At 66.3% G+C, this 18,884-nt stretch carries 12 protein-coding genes; 5 read left to right on the top strand and 7 right to left on the bottom strand.

The annotated features are described in order from the left end of the window. Nucleotides 1-48 precede the first annotated feature (48 nt). From dnaJ to hrcA, 6 genes are all read right to left on the bottom strand, one after another. The gene (dnaJ, locus tag AB4Y36_RS18580; protein WP_069267783.1) at nt 49-1,185 is read right to left on the bottom strand and encodes a molecular chaperone DnaJ; all 1,137 of its coding nucleotides are present in this window, start codon (nt 1,183-1,185) and stop codon (nt 49-51) included. Between the two features lie 294 nt (nt 1,186-1,479). Further along, nucleotides 1,480-3,438 (bottom strand): molecular chaperone DnaK, encoded by a 1,959-nt coding sequence (dnaK, locus tag AB4Y36_RS18575; RefSeq protein ID WP_069267784.1) that lies wholly within the window; start codon nt 3,436-3,438, stop codon nt 1,480-1,482. 249 nt (nt 3,439-3,687) lie between these two features. After that, nucleotides 3,688-4,275: a nucleotide exchange factor GrpE gene (grpE, locus tag AB4Y36_RS18570; RefSeq protein ID WP_368683764.1), complete on the bottom strand. Its 588-nt coding sequence runs from the start codon at nt 4,273-4,275 to the stop codon at nt 3,688-3,690. Between the two features lie 549 nt (nt 4,276-4,824). Continuing rightward, nucleotides 4,825-5,232, bottom strand: coding sequence for an RNA-binding S4 domain-containing protein (locus tag AB4Y36_RS18565; RefSeq protein WP_069267787.1), 408 nt, complete (start codon nt 5,230-5,232; stop codon nt 4,825-4,827). Nucleotides 5,233-5,279: 47 nt separating this feature from the next. Beyond that, on the bottom strand, nt 5,280-6,347 hold the full coding sequence (hemH, locus tag AB4Y36_RS18560; protein ID WP_069267788.1) for a ferrochelatase: 1,068 nt from the start codon (nt 6,345-6,347) through the stop codon (nt 5,280-5,282). Nucleotides 6,348-6,540: 193 nt separating this feature from the next. Next, nucleotides 6,541-7,560, bottom strand: coding sequence for a heat-inducible transcriptional repressor HrcA (hrcA, locus tag AB4Y36_RS18555; protein ID WP_028202023.1), 1,020 nt, complete (start codon nt 7,558-7,560; stop codon nt 6,541-6,543). A gap of 260 nt (nt 7,561-7,820) precedes the next feature. On the opposite strand from hrcA, the gene AB4Y36_RS18550 reads away from it, so the two are divergent. The 4 genes from AB4Y36_RS18550 (at nt 7,821) to AB4Y36_RS18535 (ending at nt 11,206) form a co-directional block, all read left to right on the top strand. Beyond that, on the top strand, nt 7,821-8,732 hold the full coding sequence (locus AB4Y36_RS18550) for an NAD kinase (RefSeq protein WP_069267790.1): 912 nt from the start codon (nt 7,821-7,823) through the stop codon (nt 8,730-8,732). 95 nt (nt 8,733-8,827) lie between these two features. Next, a complete protein-coding gene (recN, locus tag AB4Y36_RS18545) occupies nt 8,828-10,507 on the top strand; it encodes a DNA repair protein RecN (protein ID WP_069267791.1) in 1,680 nt (559 codons plus the stop codon). A 100-nt stretch (nt 10,508-10,607) separates the two neighbouring features. Further along, nucleotides 10,608-10,889 (top strand): type II toxin-antitoxin system Phd/YefM family antitoxin, encoded by a 282-nt coding sequence (locus AB4Y36_RS18540; protein ID WP_069267792.1) that lies wholly within the window; start codon nt 10,608-10,610, stop codon nt 10,887-10,889. Then, entirely contained in the window at nt 10,886-11,206 is a 321-nt protein-coding gene (locus tag AB4Y36_RS18535; RefSeq protein ID WP_069267793.1) for a type II toxin-antitoxin system RelE/ParE family toxin, read from the top strand. Before AB4Y36_RS18540 ends, AB4Y36_RS18535 begins: the two co-directional genes overlap by 4 nt. On the opposite strand, the gene glnE is transcribed toward AB4Y36_RS18535, so the two are convergent. Beyond that, the gene (gene glnE, locus AB4Y36_RS18530) at nt 11,203-14,157 is read right to left on the bottom strand and encodes a bifunctional [glutamate--ammonia ligase]-adenylyl-L-tyrosine phosphorylase/[glutamate--ammonia-ligase] adenylyltransferase (protein WP_368683852.1); all 2,955 of its coding nucleotides are present in this window, start codon (nt 14,155-14,157) and stop codon (nt 11,203-11,205) included. The genes AB4Y36_RS18535 and glnE overlap by 4 nt on opposite strands. A 184-nt stretch (nt 14,158-14,341) precedes the next feature. Here glnE and AB4Y36_RS18525 point away from each other — a divergent pair, with 184 nt between their 5' ends. Further along, on the top strand, nt 14,342-18,820 hold the full coding sequence (locus AB4Y36_RS18525; protein ID WP_368683763.1) for a YhdP family protein: 4,479 nt from the start codon (nt 14,342-14,344) through the stop codon (nt 18,818-18,820). The last annotated feature ends 64 nt before the right edge of the window (nt 18,821-18,884 follow it).

The raw sequence follows: 18,884 nt of genomic DNA, 5'->3' as shown, positions 1-18,884 counted from the left end.
ATCACTACCTGCTGCTTACCTGCTGCATGGTGACGCCGGAAAAGCGCGTCAGTCGAAGAAGCTCTTCACGCGGTCGAACCAGCTCTTGCTTTGCGGGCTGTGGCGCGAACCGCCTTCCACGAGCGACTTCTCGAACTGCTGCAGCATCTCGCGCTGGTGTTCGGTGAGCTTGACCGGCGTTTCCACCTGAACATGCACATACAGATCGCCGGCGATGCTCGAACGCAGACCCTTGATGCCCTTGCCACGCAGACGGAACGTCTTGCCCGACTGCGTGCCTTCGGGCACCGTGAACGAGGCGCGGCCCGCCAGCGTCGGCACTTCGATCTCGCCGCCCAGCGCCGCCGTGGTGAACGGAATCGGCATCTGGCAGTGCAGGTCGTCGCCGTCGCGCTCGAACACCGCGTGCTGCTTGATGTGGATCTCGACATACAGATCGCCCGACGGCCCGCCGTTGATGCCAGGCTCGCCGTTGCCGGCCGAACGGATGCGCATGCCGTCGTCGATGCCCGCCGGAATCTTCACTTCGAGCGTCTTGGTTTCCTTGACCTTGCCTGCGCCGTGGCAGTTCGTGCAGGGTTCAGGAATGTACGAGCCCGTGCCGTGGCACTTAGGGCAAGTCTGCTGGATGCTGAAGAAGCCTTGCGACATGCGCACCGAACCCGAACCATGGCAGGTCGGGCAGGTTTCGGGCTTCGTGCCGGGCTTCGCGCCCGAGCCGTGACAGACTTCACAGCCGGTCCAGCCCGGCACGCGGATCTGCGTCTCGTAGCCGTGCGCCGCCTGCTCCAGCGAGATTTCCATGCTGTAGCGCAGGTCCGCGCCGCGATACACCTGCGGGCCGCTGCGCTGGCCACCGCGGCCGCCGCCAGCGGCCTGGCCGAAGATATCGCCGAAGATGTCGCCGAAAGCGTCCGCGAACCCGCCGAAGCCCTGGGCGCCCGCGCCGCCCATGTTGGGATCGACGCCGGCGTGGCCGTACTGGTCGTAAGCCGCGCGCTTTTGCGAGTCCGACAGCATTTCGTAGGCCTCTTTGGCCTCCTTGAAATGCTCTTCCGCATCCTTGTTGTCCGGATTGCGGTCGGGGTGATACTTCATCGCGAGCTTGCGATACGCCTTCTTGATTTCGTCGTCGCTCGCGTTCTTCGCGACGCCCAGAACCTCGTAGTAATCCCGTTTCGCCATATCGGTTCAACGCCGGCCTCGCGCTTCACGGCGCGCGCCGGCTCCTCTTGAATGCTGGATCTCGTGACCCGTTTGCCGTTCCCCTGAACATCCGCACAGGCGCTTATCACGCCGCGGCGGCCCCTGAAAGAGAACGGCCTCCATAAAACAAATGTGCCCGGAGAGCCGGATGGCTCGCCAGGCGCTGCAATGCTGACACGCATCGTAACCGATGCGGCCGCTTTCGTAGTCGCTTTCATCGGATCACGACCGTTCGCTGATCAGGCAGAACGGTCATGACCGCCACGAACCGGCTTAGTCCTTCTTGACTTCCTTGAACTCGGCGTCGACCACGTCGTCGGCGTCGTTCTGCGCGCCCTGCTCGGCCGCACCGGCACCTGCGGCACCCGCGCCGGCGGCACCGGCCGCGCCTGCCTGCTGCGCCTGCATGTCCGCGTACATCTTCTCGCCGAGCTTCTGCGACGCTGCCGACAGCGCCTCGACCTTCGCCTCGATCGTCGCCTTGTCGGCCGACGAGCTCTTCAGCGTTTCTTCGAGGTCCTTCAGCGCGGCTTCGATCGTTTCCTTTTCGCTGGCTTCGATCTTGTCGCCATACTCGGCCACGGCCTTCTTCGTGCTGTGAACCAGCGCGTCGCCCTGGTTGCGCGCGTCGGCAATCTCGCGCAGACGGTGATCTTCTTCCGCGTTCGCTTCGGCGTCCTTCACCATCTTCTCGATTTCGGCTTCCGACAGACCCGAGTTCGCCTTGATGGTGATCTTGTTTTCCTTGCCGGTGGCCTTGTCCTTCGCGCCCACGTGCAGAATGCCGTTCGCGTCGATGTCGAAGGTCACTTCGATCTGCGGCACGCCGCGCGGTGCGGGCGGAATGCCTTCGAGGTTGAACTCGCCGAGCAGCTTGTTGCCCGCTGCCATTTCGCGCTCGCCCTGGAACACCTTGATCGTCACGGCCGACTGGCTGTCGTCCGCCGTCGAGTAGACCTGTGCGTGCTTGGTCGGGATCGTGGTGTTCTTGTTGATCATCTTCGTCATCACGCCGCCGAGCGTCTCGATACCGAGCGACAGCGGGGTCACGTCGAGGAGCAGCACGTCCTTGCGGTCGCCCGAGAGCACCTGTCCCTGGATCGCGGCGCCAACGGCCACGGCTTCGTCCGGGTTCACGTCACGGCGCGGGTCCTTACCGAAGAACTCCTTCACCTTCTCCTGCACCTTCGGCATACGCGTCTGGCCGCCGACGAGAATCACGTCGTCGATGTCGCCGACCTTCACGCCTGCGTCCTTGATCGCCATGCGGCACGGCTCGATGGTGCGCTCGATCAGTTCCTCGACCAGCGCTTCCAGCTTGGCGCGCGTGAACTTGAGGTTCAGGTGCTTCGGACCCGACGCGTCCGCCGTGATGTACGGCAGGTTGATGTCGGTCTGCTGGCCCGACGACAGTTCGATCTTGGCCTTTTCAGCGGCTTCCTTCAGGCGTTGCAGCGCGAGCACGTCCTTCGAGAGGTCGACGCCCTGCTCTTTCTTGAACTCGCCGATGATGTAATCGATGATGCGCTGGTCGAAGTCTTCACCGCCGAGGAACGTGTCGCCGTTGGTCGAGAGCACTTCGAACTGCATTTCGCCGTCGACATCCGCGATTTCGATGATCGAGATATCGAACGTGCCGCCGCCCAGGTCGAACACGGCGATCTTGCGGTCGCCCTTTTCGGCCTTGTCCAGACCGAACGCGAGTGCGGCTGCCGTCGGCTCGTTGATGATGCGCTTGACTTCCAGACCGGCGATGCGGCCGGCGTCCTTGGTGGCCTGACGCTGGCTGTCGTTGAAGTACGCGGGAACCGTGATCACGGCTTCGGTGACCGGCTCGCCGAGGTAGTCTTCAGCGGTCTTCTTCATCTTGCGCAGCACTTCAGCCGAAACCTGCGACGGCGCGAGCTTCGCGCCATGCGCTTCGACCCAGGCGTCGCCGTTGTCGTGCTTGACGATCTTGTAGGGCATCAGGCCGATGTCCTTCTGCACTTCCTTCTCTTCGAAGCGGCGGCCGATCAGGCGCTTGACTGCGTACAGCGTGTTCTTCGGGTTCGTGACCGACTGGCGCTTGGCCGGTGCGCCGACCAGCACTTCGTTGTCGTCCATGTAGGCGATGATCGAAGGCGTCGTACGGGCGCCTTCCGAGTTCTCGATCACCTTGACCTGATTGCCTTCCATCAGCGCCACGCACGAGTTGGTGGTGCCGAGGTCGATACCAATGATTTTGCCCATTTTTGTCAAATCTCCAGAATTTGGTCGCTGTGCGGACGCCGCTTTCGCGCTGCGCAGGTAACTACATGCTCGAGCCGCGTTTTCCCTTGTGCGCGGCTGGCGTCCACTTCAATACGGAACTACTGCCCAAATAAGTGCCGCTACGGCGATTTCAAGGGGTTTGGGCTATGCGTTCCATCATTTTTTTTAATCGCAGGGCCTTTGGGTTCCTTTGGGTTCCTTCAGGCCACCGCATTACTTACATCTTTCTTACTTCGGTGCCGAAACGGTCACGAGCGCCGGACGCAGCACGCGGTCGGCGATCACATAGCCCTTTTGCAGCACGCTGACCACCGTGTTCGCTTCCTGCTCGGACGGGACCATCGAGATGGCCTGGTGACGGTGCGGGTCGAACTTCTCGCCGACGGGGTTGATGGCGAGGACCTTGCCCTTCTCGAGCGCGCCGGTGAGCTGCTTGAGCGTGAGTTCGACGCCTTCGTTGACCTTGGCGAGGTCGTCCGAGTTATGGGCGAGAGCGGCTTCGAGGCTGTCCATCACCGGCAGCAGATGCTCGGCGAAGTTTTCGATCGCGAACTTGTGCGCCTTGGCGACGTCTTCCTGCGCGCGGCGGCGTACGTTCTCGGTCTCGGCCTTGGCGCGGACGAAGGCGTCCTGCAATTCGGCGACTTTCGCTTGGGCTTCGGCCAGTGCGGCCTCGGCAAGCGCCGCTGCGTTCTGGTCCACGCCGCCTTGGGCTGCCTGCTCGGCCGCTTCAGCCGCCTGGGGCTGGGCTGCCTGCGACGCCTCGTCCGCGGGCTTGGGGTTCTGGCTCGTCGGGTTCTCTTGCGTGTTTTCCATGTCGCTGAACGTCGTTGAATAGTGAAAAAGGGAACAAAGCTTCGGGCGCCATGACGCCGGCCGCTCTACTGCGCCTGGGCCGTTGCGCCGACGCGACAGAGGCTTCGGACATCGCGAGAGCACATGGGTGCCGGATCGCTTGTTTCAAGAGGCGCTTGCGGCTTTTTTATACAGAAAATCAAGCCGCGCAATCGCCCGTAACAATCATTACTGCAGCGCCGCAAAAATGAAATTGAGTAAGGGACATCCCTGACCTACACTCAGGAACAGGTGCTGCTCATGACGCGTTTACCCTGAGCCCGGCACCGCACCGAATGGGCCCACGGACAGCACCTTTTTTAGCAGCAGCACCGCACATAAAAACGCTATCCGGGCCTCGAAACTGGCTGTTTTGCTGCGATCCCAAGGGGAGTACCGTGAAACTGACCTTTGCCATATCGGTGGTCGCGCTGGTACTCATCGCCGGGACTACGACCATCTGCATGTCGGGCGCCGTGAACGAAAACACGACGGAATACGGGGGCGTGCACGCTACGATGGAAGCGCTCTTCAACCCTCACGCGAAAATTTGTCGATAGTGCGGCGGTCGCGCTTGGTCGGCCTGCCCTGCAACACGGCAGCCGGTTCGCGAAAGAGCCGGCGCCGGTCCTGCTCCGCCGCGCGCCGCTCGCGCCCGGCTTCAGTTTCCGCATAGAGCGTCTGCGCGATGCTGGCGGGCCCGCGCATCTCGCAAATGCCCAATACCTGCACTTCCCAGACCACATGATCGATCTCGATTTCGACGAGGTCGCCCACGCGCACATCCTTCGATGCCTTCACGGCGTCGCCGCCAATGCGCACGCGCCCCTTGCCCACGGCGTCCGAGGCGAGCGAGCGCGTCTTGAAGAAACGCGCCGCCCATAACCATTTGTCGATGCGCAGCCGCGCGCCAGGTTCGGTCGAAATCTTGTAGTTCATCAGAAGCTTTCCGGATGCGCCGCTCAGTTCACGCTCAGTTCACTGGGTCAGGCCACTGCGCCAGCCGGCGCCGCGGCTTGCACGGGCCAGCCCTGCAGGTGCTGCGCAACAATCTCGCCCAGCGCCGCGATCCACGCCGGCGAGGCATTCAGGCATGCTATGCGGTGAAACTCCTTGCCGCCGCCGTGCAGGAACTCGTCGCGCACTTCCATGCCGATTTCCTCGATGGTTTCCAGGCAATCCGCCGTGAAACCGGGGCAGAACACGTCCGCACGGTGCACGCCGCCCGCGCCCAGTTCCCGCAGCGTGGGCGCCGTGTATGGCTGGAGCCATTGCGCCCGCCCAAAACGCGACTGGAAGGTCACCCGGCATTCGACCGGCGTTAGCTCCAGCGCGTGCATGAGGAGCGCGGCCGTTTGCTGGCACTGGTCGTGGTACGGGTCGCCCAGATCGAGCGTACGGCTCGGCACCCCGTGAAAACTCAGCACGAGGCGGTCGCCCGCCGCGAAATTGGGTTTGCCGTGCGCGTGCCAGTACTGGTGCACCTGGGCCGCGAGCGCCGCAATATACGCCGGATGGTCGTGATAGCCGCGCACCGTGCGGATTTCCGGCTGGTTGCGCATGCGGCGCAGCGCGGCGAAGGCCGCGTCGAACGCCGTGGCCGTGGTCGACGCCGAGTACTGCGGATACATCGGCATGAGCAGGATGCGTTCCGCGCCCGCGAGCTTGAGCTGGTTCAGCATCGCCGGGATGTCGGGCGTGCCGTAGCGCATCGCGTAATCGACGAGGACCGTGTAGTCGTTGATTTGCAGCAAATGGCGCAGGCCGTCGGTCTGCTTCTGCGTATGCACGCGCAGCGGCGAGCCTTCGGGCGTCCAGACCGCCGCGTACTTCTTCGCCGACGACCGGCCGCGAAACGGCAGGATCAGCGTGCGCAGGATGACCTGCCAGATCGGCGCCGGAATCTCGACCACGCGCGGATCGGACAGAAACTGCGCGAGATAGCGGCGCACGGCGCGCGGCGTGGGCGCGTCCGGCGTGCCCAGGTTGATGAGCAGCACGGCGACGCGATGCGCCGCGGCGGACTGCGAAGGCCGCTCCAGGTCGAAACGCATAGGCGATCAGTGGCGCCGCGCGAATGCGCAGCAACGGTTGCATGAAACAAGCATTATAGCGGGCGGTCCTGGCGGGCCAAACCGGACCCGCGACGCGGCGAGTGACCACCGCGCGTTGGCCATTCGGCCGATGGCGCGCACCACGCCTTTCGAGGGATGATCGTCGGAAAGGCCGGGGTGCCCGATGCGGCGCTCAGTTCTGGCTGAGCGTGAGCGAGAGCAGCCGCGCCGTGATGTCGACGATCGGAATCACGCGGTTGTACGCCATGCGCGTCGGTCCGATCACGCCGAGCGTGCCGACGATCTTGCCGTTCACCTCGTAGGGAGCCGTCACCACGCTCATTTCCTCGATCGGCACGAGTTGCGACTCGCCGCCAATGAAAATCTGCACACCCTGCGCGTGGCTCGAGACGTCGAGCAGCTGCAGCAGGCTGGTTTTCTGGTCGAATACGTCGAAGAGCTTGCGCAGGCGCGCCATGTCCGAGGAAAGGTCGGCCACTTCGAGCAGGTTGCGCTCGCCGGAAATGAGCAAGGTGTCGCCGCTTTCGGGCTCTTCGGTGCTCGCGGTTACGGCCGCGTGCATGAGCGTGGTCATGTCGCCGCGCAGCGCGTCGATTTCCTCGCGCAGGCGGCGGCGCACCTCGTCGAACGACAGGCCCGCGAAGTGCGCGTTGATGTAATTCGAGGCTTCGATGAGCTCGGAAGGCGTGAAGTCGCGCTGCGTCGCCATGATGCGGTTCTGCACGTCGCCTTCGGGCGTCACGATGATGAGCAAGATGCGCTTGTCGGACAGGCGCATGAACTCGATCTGCTTGAACACGTGGCTGCGCCGGGGCGTCAGCACCACGCCCGCGAACTGCGAGAGGTTCGAGAGCACGCTGGCCGCCGCCGCCACCACTTTCTGCGGCTCGCCGGGGCGCAGCGTGGTCTTTACCGCCCGCGTGAGCGCGTCGTCGTCCGAACTGGGCTCGACGGTGAGCATGGTGTCGACGAACAGGCGATAGCCGCGCGGCGTGGGCACACGCCCGGCCGAGGTATGCGGGCTGGACACGAGACCCAGCTCCTCGAGGTCCGACATGACGTTGCGGATCGTCGCCGGGCTCAGTTCCAGGCCGGAATAGCGCGACAGCGTGCGCGAGCCGACCGGCTGACCTTCGGCGATGTAGCGCTCGATCAGCGTCTTGAGGAGGGTTTGTGCGCGGGGATCTAGCATGACTCAAAATTTTAGCCTAATGGCGGGTTGGCCGCGAGTGCGCCGCCAGGTCGGGCCCGACGGGCAGGCCCGCAGCGCGGGGCGGCCCGGTTTCGCCCGTTGCCGCCGGGCATGTTGCATGGCACATCGTCTGGCACATCGCGCGTTGTCATCGCCGTGTCACCGGCTTAGGGCGGGAGGGCGCGGCGCGCAAGGCCTGGCGGGCCGCGCCCGGCTTGCGCCAGGTTCTTTTCGTGACCTGACTATGGTGTAATGCCGGCATGCAGATCCAGAAGATCCAGAGCCAGTTCAAGACGGTTGCGCTCGTTGGGCGCAGCAATACGCCGGGCATTGCCGAGCCGCTGACGGCGCTCGCCCAGACCATTTCGAAGCGCGGCTTCGAGGTCGTGTTCGAAGCGCAAACCGCAGAGGAAATCGGCGCGCAAGGCTATCCCGCGCTGCAGCCGTCCGAAATCGGCGCGCGCGCGGACGTGGCCGTCGTGCTCGGCGGCGACGGCACGATGCTCGGCATCGGCCGCCAGCTCGCGCCCTACCGCACGCCGCTCATCGGCATCAACCACGGGCGGCTCGGCTTCATTACCGACATCGCGTTCTCCGAGATGCAGGAGGTCGTGCCGCAACTGCTCGCGGGCTCGTTCGAGCGCGAGGAGCGCTCGCTGCTCGAGTCGCGCATCACCCGCGACGGCGACCCGATCTACCACGCGCTCGCCTTCAACGACGTGGTCGTGAACCGTAGCGGCTTTTCGGGCATGGCCGAACTGCGCGTGAACGTGGATGGCCGCTTCATGTACAACCAGCGCTCAGACGGCTTGATCGTCGCGACGCCCACGGGCTCGACCGCCTACGCGCTCTCGTCGCAGGGGCCGATCCTGCATCCGCAGCTGCAAGGCATCGTGCTCGTACCGATCGCGCCGCACGCGCTCTCGAACCGCCCGATCGTGCTGCCCGACGACTGCAAGGTGAGCATCCAGATCGTGGCGGGCCGCGACGTCAACGTGAACTTCGACATGCAGTCGTTCACAGCGCTGGAGCTGAACGACGTGATCGAGGTGCGCCGCTCGCGCCACACGGTGCCCTTCCTGCACCCGGTCGGCTATAGCTACTACCGCACGCTGCGCAAGAAGCTGCACTGGAACGAGCACCCCTCGCTGCAGGGCGATCCGGAGGACTAAACCCGCGTCTTAGCGTGAAGCGCGCGCGTGCGTTGCCATGCAGCCAGCAGTCCCACGGTAATCAAAGCCAACCCAAAAAAGCAGAACCAGACGCCATGCTTCGCCATCTCTCGATTCGCGACTTCGTGATCGTCGCCGCGCTCGACCTCGAATTCGATAGCGGTTTCACCGTGTTTTCCGGCGAAACCGGCGCGGGCAAGTCGATCCTGATCGATGCCCTCGCCCTCACGCTCGGCACGCGCGCCGACGCGAGCGTCGTGCGCACCGGCGAGGCCCGCGCCGACATCACCGCCGAGTTCGACGTGCCCGCGCATGCCGCGCTTTGGCTCGACGAGCAGGCGCTCACGAACGGCGACGGCGAGCACACGGTCATGATGCGCCGCGTGGTGGACAGCGGCGGGCGCTCGCGCGCCTTCATCAACGGGACGCCCGCCACGCTCGCGCAACTGCGCGAACTGGGCGAAATGCTCGTGGACATCCACGGCCAGCATGCTCACCAACTGCTCATGCGCCCCGATGCGCAGCGCGAACTGTTCGACACGCACGCGGGCCTCACGGATCTCGCCGCCACCGTCACGCGCGCGTGGCGCGAGGCACGCGACGCGCGTCTCGCCCTGCAGAGCGCCATGTCGCGCGACCGCGAGCTGCAGCTCGAGCGCGAGCGCCTCGCGTGGCAGCTCGCCGAGCTCGACAAGCTCGCGCCGCAGCCGGGCGAATGGGAGGAAGTGAACGCGGAGCACGTGCGGCTTTCGAACTCGGCCAACCTGATCGAAGGCGTACAAGGCGCGCTCGCGGCGTTATCGGAATCCGACGAGGCGATGCTCTCGCAGCTGAACTCGATCGTCTCGAAGCTGCGCTCCCTCGCCGAAGTCGACGCCGAACTCAACGACGCCCTCGCCGCGCTCGAACCGGCCGCGATCCAGATCCAGGAAGCGGCGTACTCGCTCTCGCACTACGCGCAACGCCTCGATCTCGATCCGCAACATCTCGCGCAGGTCGAACGGCGCCTCGACGCGCTGCATTCGACGGCGCGCAAGTTCCGCCTGCCGGCCGAAACGCTACCTGAGGAACACGCGTCGCGCCGCCAGCAGCTCGCGGCACTCGACGCCGCATCCGATCTCGACGGCCTGCGCGCCGCCGAGCAGAAGGCGCAGGAAGCCTATCTCGCACAGGCACGCCAGCTCTCGAAGGCGCGCGCCAAGGCGGCGAAGGCGCTCGGTTCGGCGGTCACGCAAGGCATGCAGGAACTGTCGATGGCCGGCGGCAGCTTCGAAGTCGCGCTCGTGGCGCTCGGCAGCAGCTCGACCGGCGAGCCGATCGGCGGGGCCCATGGTCTGGAGCAGATCGAATTCCGCGTGGCGGGCCATGCCGGCGTGCCGCTGCGCCCGCTCGCGAAGATCGCTTCGGGCGGCGAGCTCGCACGTATCAGTCTCGCGCTTGCCGTGATCGCGAGCGCGGCGAGCCCCACGCCCACGCTGATCTTCGACGAAGTGGATACGGGCATTGGCGGCGGGGTCGCCGAAGTGGTGGGACGTTTGCTGCACCAGCTCGGTCGCGCGCGCCAGGTGCTGTGCGTGACGCACTTGCCGCAGGTCGCGGCACGCGGCGATCACCACTTCCAGGTGGCGAAGTCCGGCGACGGCAACGGCGGCACGGTCTCGGCCGTCACGCCGCTCGACAGGGGCGGCCGGGTGGAGGAAGTCGCGCGCATGCTAGGCGGGCTGGAGATTACCGCGACGACCAGGCGGCATGCGAAGGAGATGCTAGCGGCTTGAGCTTCCCTGCCTCGTTGATACAACCCTAAATATTGCCTCCAATCAGTCCGAATTTAGGTCTATATTTAGTCCTATTGACATGCCAGCCCGAGGAACGGAGATGAAGCCCAGCCAGGTGAAGCCCATTAGCTATCTGAAGAGCCACGCCGCTGAGATCGTCCGCGAGATCACGGAAAGTGGCGAGCCGATGCTGATCACCCAAAACGGTGAAGCCCGGGTCGTCGTGCAGGACGCACAATCCTACGAGGATATGCAACAAACGTTAGCACTTCTGAAGATTCTGACGCTGGGGCGCAAGGACATCGAAGCCGGTCGTTACATTCCGGCGAGTGATGTTTTCACTGAACTGGAGCAGATGGACAAGGACGACGGTATTGCATGAAGGCCGTCTTCCTCCAGTCGGCGCGGACCGACATGCAAGACATTCGACGTTACGTGATCGCCAAATTCGGCCCGAAGGCCTGGCGTGAAACATCGGCGAAGATTCGCGACGATATTGAACAACTCGAGGCATTTCCCCGAAATGGTCACGTTCCTCCTGAGCTCGCGGAACTGGGCTCTACGAACTATCGGCAGATAGTAAGCGGCATGAACCGCATCATCTACGAGATTGACGATCCGATGATCTATATCCATTTGATCGTCGACACCCGCAGAGACCTGAAGGACGTTCTGGCCAGGCTTCTGCTGCGGCCCTAAGCCTCCCCGCGCTCCCCGAACACGCGCTTCCACAACGCCAGCACGGCCTCGCGCTCGCGCTCCACACGCGCCGGATCGACACGCGCCTTCTCCATCCCGTCGAGCCGCAACTGATGCTGCAGCTTGCGATACAGCCGGTACGCCGAGCCTATCGTCTCGGCCTCCTCCTCGCTCATGAGCCCGAAGCGCGACACCTCGCGCAGCAACGCGATATTGCCCGTGTTGCGGATCAGTTCGGGGTCCTGCGCCGCATGCAGCAGCACCCAGTACTGCACGAGAAACTCGATGTCCACCATGCCGCCGCGGTCATGCTTCAGGTCGAAGAGTTCGGTGCGGTTCGGATGGCCGTCTTCCACGCGCTGGCGCATCTCCACGATTTCCTTCGCGAGCGGCGCGGCGTCGCGCGGCGTGGTCAGCACCTGCACGCGGATCGCCTCGAAGGCGCTGCCGATCGCCACGTCCCCGGCCGAGAAGCGCGCACGCGTGAGTGCCTGGTGCTCCCAGACCCATGCCGTGTTCGCGGCGTCGCCCTCGCGCAGCTGGTAGCGGCGGAACGCATCGAGGTCGGTCACGAGCAGCCCGGACTCGCCGTTCGGCCGCAGGCGCAGATCGACGTCGAACAACGTGCCCGCGCCGGTGGCCGTGGTGAGCCATGTGATGAGGCGGCGCGCGAAGGTCGCGTAGATCTCCGAGGCGCGCTCGTCCTCGTCTTCGTACAGAAAGATGATGTCGAGGTCCGACGCGTAGCCCAGCTCCTTGCCGCCCAGCTTGCCGTAAGCGATCGCCGCGAAGCGCGGCACCTCGCGATGGCGTTTGGCGAACTGCTTCCAGACGGTCTCGATGGTCACGTCGAGCACGGCGTCGGCAAGCTCCGAGAGCCGGTCGCTCACGTGCTCCACCGAGAGCCGCCCCGCCAGGTCGTTGAGCAGGATGCGGAACACCTCGGCCTGGTGCGCGTGACGCAGCAGGTCCATCTGCTGTTCGACGTCGGCGGCCGCGGCGAGCCGTGCGCGCAACAGACGCGAGAATTCAGGCCAGTCGAAGGGCGATGCAACTGCCTCGTCGTCGAGCAGTTCGTCGAGCAGTTGCGGATGGCGGATCAGATAGCCCGCCGCCCAGCGAGAGCCGCCCAGCACCTTGAGCACGCGGCTGAGCGCATCCGGATATTCGCAGAGCAGCGCGAGATACGCGCCGCGCCGGATCACGGCTTCGAGCAGGTCGAACATGCGCGCGAGCGTGTCGCCGCGCCGCTCGCGCGGCTCGAGCGTGCGTGCAGCTTCGAGCGCGCGCTGCGCGACGCTATCGAAGCGCTCGCGGCTCTTCTCGGGCAGCCCCGCGTAACGCGCCGACTGCCAGAGTCCGCGCAGGCGCGCGAGCAGCGGCGCCGGGTCGTCGATACCCAGTTCCGTGAGACGTTCGAGCAACGAGTCTTCTGCGCCCTCTTCCATGAGCGCACCGCTCCAGACCCATGCCGCCGCGCCGTCTTCCGAGGCGCCACAGCCGCCCTCGCCGCCCATCTTGTCGGAGAAAATCTGCACGAACTGGCGCTCGACGTTGTCGCGGTGGCCGTCGAGCGTCGTCATCAGCGCGGCGTAGTCGGCAAAGCCCATCGACTTCGCGAGCGCCGCGCGCTCCTCGGCGTCGACAGGCATGGCGTGCGTTTGCGCATCGTCGCGGTATTGCAGGCGATGCTCGAGGTCGCGCAGGAAGTTGTAGGCGCGCGCGAGCTCGCCGCACACCTCCGGCGCGATCAGTCCGCGCGCGGCGGCGTAGCCGAGCACCGCGAGCGTCGGGCGCACGCGGAAACCCGCGTCCTGACCGCCGCGAATGAGCTGGAACACCTGGGCGCTGAACTCGATCTCACGAATCCCGCCGCGCCCGAGCTTGATGTCGTCGGCCTTGTCGGGGCGCATCATGGCGCGCCGCTGCGCTTCCTGGCGAATCTGCAAGTGCAGCGAGCGGATTGCGCTGATCACGCCGAAATCCAGGTAGCGCCGGTAGACAAATGGCTTCACGAGCGAATCGAGCTGACGTGCAAGACGCAGCGCGCTGTCGCTCTCGTCCTCGGAAACGAGCCGCCCCTTGATCCACGCATAGCGCTCCCACTCGCGGCCCTGCACGTAGAAGTACTCTTCGAGCATGCCGAGGCTGCACACGAGCGGCCCGGAGTCGCCGTTCGGGCGCAGACGCATGTCCACGCGAAACACGAAGCCATCGGCCGTCACGTCGGAGAGCGCGGCGATCAGGCGTTTGCCCACGCGCGTGAAGAAGTCCTGCGTGGCGACGGGCGAGCGCTGGCCTCCCGTGGTTTCGCCGTCGTCCTCGTAGACGAAGATCAGGTCGATGTCGGACGAAACGTTCAGCTCGCGTCCGCCCAGCTTGCCCATCCCCACCACGCCGAGCGTGAGGCGCTCGCCGCCCGGGCCGCGCGGCTCGCCGAAGAGCGTTTCGAGGTCGGCGCTCACGCAGGCGAGCGCGCGCTGGATCGTGACTTCGGCGAGATCGGTCATGCTGCCGGTCACTTCGGCGACGTCGGCCACGCCGCCGAGATCGCGCTCCATCACCGCGCAGATCACTTCCACGCGCAACTGGCGCAGGACCTTCTTCAACTGCTCGTCGTTGAGCGCTGCGCCAGGTGCGGCGTTTGCTTCGGCGAGCAGTTCCCCGCTCAACGCGTCGAGCCGCGCGACGATGCGTTCGCGCGAGAGCGGTGCCGCGGCGAGCGCCTCGACCTGCGCTGCGAGGCCAGGGCGCGCGGCGTAAGCCCGTGCTGCATAGCGGGAATAGCTGGAACTCAGAAGAGGGATGTCAGTCATGAAGTGCTGCTTGCCGGGAAGGCTCGCTGTTCGCTGTTGTGTCGCTGCGCGCGCCTGGGTTGATGACGGTGTCGATGCGACGATGCCGATCTCGACGGTTCGACCGCGAGGGTTCGCCCCGCGCCACGCGCGCACCGCCCACCGGCTCTCGCGGTCCGTCTCGCCGATGCGTCCGGCATAGCCGCCACTGCAGTGCAAAAAATCATGCGTGTCACGCGCCGAGCGGCCATCCCGGCTTCCCCGGATGGGCCTTCTGACGGCCCTCTGTGATACATTTCGTCGTTAGAACGCAACGCTACCATACCCCACCCGCCGCAGCATGTCCGAGCGAAACGATCACGCCGGCCTACCCCAATCTGGACATGCCAGCCAGGCTACCGAGCCAGGGGGTCCGCACCATCATCACCCGGTCCTGCGCCATACACTGCGCGTGCTGGCGATCATCGCGCTCGTCCTGTATTTCCTTGTCTCTGTCCTGCTGCTCGGTCTGCGCTACGTCGTGCTGCCATACGTGGACAACGTGCGTCCGCGCATCGAGCAGCTCGTCTCCTCGAAGATTCACGCCGAATTGCGCATCGGCAAGCTCGCGCCGCACTGGTCGGGCTTCCAGCCCGGCATCGACGTCACTGATCTGACGATTCGCGACCGCCACGGCAACATCGCGCTCGACGTGCCGCACGCCACGGCTTCTGTGTCGTGGCGCTCGGTCGTGCTGCTCGAACCGCTGCTCTCGAGCATCGTGGTCGAGCAGCCCGACGTGCACATCGCGCGCGAGGACGACGGCACGCTCACCGTGGCGGGCGTGCCGGTGCCCACCGCACACACGGGCAACGCCACCTTCACGACGTGGCTCATGCGCCAGCAGGCCGTCGTGCTGCGCGGCGGCACGCTGCGCTGGCACGACGCCACGCGCGACGTGCCCGACCTCGCGTTCTCGCACATCCGCCTCGCGATCCTCAACGACGGGTACGATCACCGCGTCGCGCTCCAGGCGCCGGCCGAGGGCACCGTGCTGCACGGCCCGCTCGACTTCCGCGCGCACTTCACGCACGCGCACTACGCGCAGGCCGGCAAGCCGATCAGCTGGACGGGCGACACCTATCTCTCGACCGGCCCCGTCGATCTGCCCACGCTCGCGCGCTACATCAACTTCCCGATCGCCACCTACGCGGGGCGCATCGACAACTCGATCTGGGCGCACTTTTCGAACGGACGCATCCTCGAAGCGAGCGGCGCGCTGGAAGGCGCAAACATCGCGCTGCGCACGCGGCCCACGCAGCCGCTGCTCGACATGCCGGTCGCGAGCTTCCACTGGAGCCTCGGCATCCAGCCCGACGACTACGCACTCAAGCTGCGCGACTTGCACGCGGAACTGGGCCAGCCGCCGCTCGACGACGGCACGCCGCTCACGCGCTCGCTCGCGCTCACGACGCTCGATGCGCGCTTTCGCCAGCAAACGCTCCAGCATGGCCAACTCATGAGCGTGCGCGGCGATCGCATCGATCTCGGCATCCTCGCCGAGTTCATGCGCGCGCTGCCGCTACCCGGTCGCGTGCAGGGCGCGCTCGTGCGCTTCGACCCGCGCGGGCTGGTGGCGAACTACGACCTATCCCTCGAGCGCGCGAAGCCCGAGTCGGGTGAAGCGGCTGCCGAGCAGCGCTCCACCAGCGTCGAGCCGGTCACCCACTATCGCTTCAAGGGCGACCTGCAGGGCATCAGCATGAATGCGCAGGAGCCGGGGCCGGGCCTCACGCCGCGCGGCCACCCGCGCGCGGGCCTGCCGGGGGTCGAGAATCTCTGGGGGCACATCGACGCCGACGAGTCGCACGGCACCATCGACCTCGACACGAACAGCGTCGCCATCACGCTGCCTGGCGTGTTCGACAATCCCCGCCTCACGTTCGACCGGCTCTCGGGCGCGGCCAGATGGACCGTGGCCGCTGAGCGCGAGCCCGGCAACCGGCTCAAGGCATTCACCGTCGATGTCGCGAACCTGGGCATCGAGAACGCCGACGCGCGCGCGAAGATGACCGCGCACTACACGAACCCCGGCAAGGGACGCGGCTCGCTCGACCTCGTCGCGCATTTCGACGAGGCCAAGGTCAAGGCCATCCCGCGTTACCTGCCCACCGCCATCAGCGAGAAGACGCGCATCTATCTCGGCCACGGCCTGCAGGCGGGCCTGTCGAAGGGTGCGACGATCGAGATCCACGGCGACCTCACCAAATTCCCCTACTCGCGCGACCCCGACGCGGGCCAGTTCCGCATCGTCGCGCCGTTCACGGGCGGCCGCTTCGACCCGTCGCCGTTCCCGCCACGCACGATGCGCAACGGCGCGCCGAACGTCTGGCCGGCGTTCGACGGCATCGACGGCGTGTTCAAGCTGCATGAGAACAAGCTGCGCTTCGACGTCGATCGCGGCCACTACCGCAACTTCGTGCTGCGCAACGTGAGCGGGCGCATCGAGGAACTGGGCATCAAGGGCTCCGATATCGTGATCGAGGGCAGCGGGCGCGGGCCGCTCGCGGACCTGCTCGACTACGCGGACAACAGCTCGATCGGCTATATGTCGAAGCACGCCACCGCGAAGGTGCGTGCGCAAGGGCAGTCCACGCTCGCACTCAAACTCACGATCCCGCGCCATCCGATGCCGAAGGTGCTGCTCGCGGGCGCCATCGGCTTCGAGAACAACACGCTCACCGCGAAGAACGTGCCGCCGGTCTCGAAACTCACCGGGCAGGTGCGCTTCACGAACCACAGCGCCAATGTCGACCGGCTCACGGCGCGCTTTCTCGGCGGCGACCTGCGCGCGAGCGGCGGCATGCGCGACGACGGGCACTATAAGGTGGACGTGGCCGGCGACGTCGCGGTCGATGCGGCGCGCGGGCTGAACCTGCATGGCATGGCGGCGGCGGCGCTCGGGCGCCTGTCGGGCGCGGCGCCCTACTCGCTTTCGGTAGCCGGCCAGCGCGGGCGCCTGCCCGACGTGAAGGCGAACGCCGATCTCACCGGCCTCGCGCTCGACCTGCCCGCGCCGTTCGGCAAGGCCGCCGGCACGCCGATGCCGCTGAACTTCGAATTGCAGCCGGGCACGGGCACGCCCGCCGAATCCGCCGTCGGCGCCGATGCCAGGGCCGACGACGCCGCGTTCGAACATGCAGAACTCACGCTCGGGCCGCTCGCCGCGCGTTACGTGATGCGCCGCCATCCGGGTCACGTACCGGAAGTCGTGCGCGGCGCGATCGGCATGAACCGCCCGGCCGATCTCCCCTCGGAAGGCGTGGCCGCCGCCGTCGACCTGCCCACCTTCGACGCCGACGCCTGGCGCGCCGTGGTGCAGCAGTTGCGCGGGACCGCGGCGGCCCAGGCCCAGGGCGCGACGCCTGCGAGCGCGGCGGCAAGCGGCGCGCGGGCGGCGGTTCCCCCACCGCGAACCGCCGCAGAACGAGCGGCCGAGCGGATGGCTCAAAATCAAGACGCGGCCCCGGGCGCAACCTCCGAATCTGCGCTGCCCAGCGCCGCGGCTGCCGCGCCGCAAAGCCCGGCATCGGCCACTACGGCCACTACGGCGGCCGCGCCAACCGCCGCCTCGTCGCCGCTCGCCCCCAACGGCGCGGTCGGCCAGTTCCTGCCTTCGCGCTTCGCGGTCCACGTCGGCACGCTCACGCTGCTCAAGCGCCACTGGGAGAACGTCGTGCTCGGCGCATCGCGCACCGGCGAGCGCGGCAACGAATGGCAGGCCAACGTCGCCTCCAACCAGGTCTCGGGCCACGTCTCGTGGAAGCCGGGCGCCGTGCCGGGCGCACCGGGCACGCTCGAAGCGCGGCTCGCGCGCCTCACCGTGCCCGCCGCCACCGAAAATGACCTGCTCGGCCAGGCGATGTCGCAGCCCGCGCAGAACATGCCGTCGATCGACCTCGTCGTGAACCAGCTCATCGTGCGCGATCGCGACCTCGGCCGTCTCCAGGTCAACGCGCACAACTTCGACGACAACGGCGTGCCGGTCTGGCAGCTCGATCAGCTCGACATCAGCAACCCGGACGCGCACCTCACCGCCACGGAAAACTGGCGCGCGGTGGGCGACACGGCAGCCAGCGAGGATTCGGCCGCAGCCGGCATGCAAACGGCGCGCCGCACGGCGCTCGATTTCCATCTCGACATCAAGGACGCCGGCGCCCTGCTCCAACGCGCCGGCCGGCCGCATGTGCTCAAGAACGGCTCGGGCACGCTCGCGGGCAACCTGGAATGGCAAGGCGGCCCCACGCGCATCGATTTCCCGTCGCTCAACGGCAACCTCACCCTTGACCTGCGACACGGCCAGATTCTCAAGGTCGATCCGGGCGTGGCAAGGCTGCTCGGCGTGCTGAGCCTGCAAAGCCTCGCGCGCTTCCTCACGACGGACTTCCGCGACGTCATCGGCGAAGGCCTGCCCTTCACGAGCGCGACGGCCACCGCGCAGATCCAGAACGGCATTGGCAGCACCAACGATTTCAAGCTCGTCACTGCCCCCGGGCGCGCGACGATGGCGGGCAGCGTCGACCTCGCGCACGAAACCCAGGACCTGCACGTGCACGTGGTGCCGACGGTCAGCGCGGGCGCAGGCGTGGTCGCGGCGGCCATCATCAATCCGCTCTTCGGCCTCGGCGCGCTGATCGGCGACGTCGTGCTCTCGCAAACGCTCGAGCACGCCTTCGCGATGGACTTCGCGATTACGGGCCCGTGGGCCAAACCGCACATCGAGCGGCTGCATGGCGATCAGGGTAAGATGGACGCGCAGGCGCCGGCCGCAGTGCACTGAATTACGCACTGAGTTGCCGCCAGGTGCGCCGCGTCGCGGGCACGCGGTATGCGTGCCATGCATC

This window comes from Paraburkholderia sp. BR10936 (genome assembly GCF_040965735.1).
In the GTDB taxonomy this organism is placed as follows: domain Bacteria; phylum Pseudomonadota; class Gammaproteobacteria; order Burkholderiales; family Burkholderiaceae; genus Paraburkholderia; species Paraburkholderia nodosa_A.
Note: the sequence above shows the minus strand (reverse complement) of the source record. Positions and strands in the feature narration are given on the sequence as shown.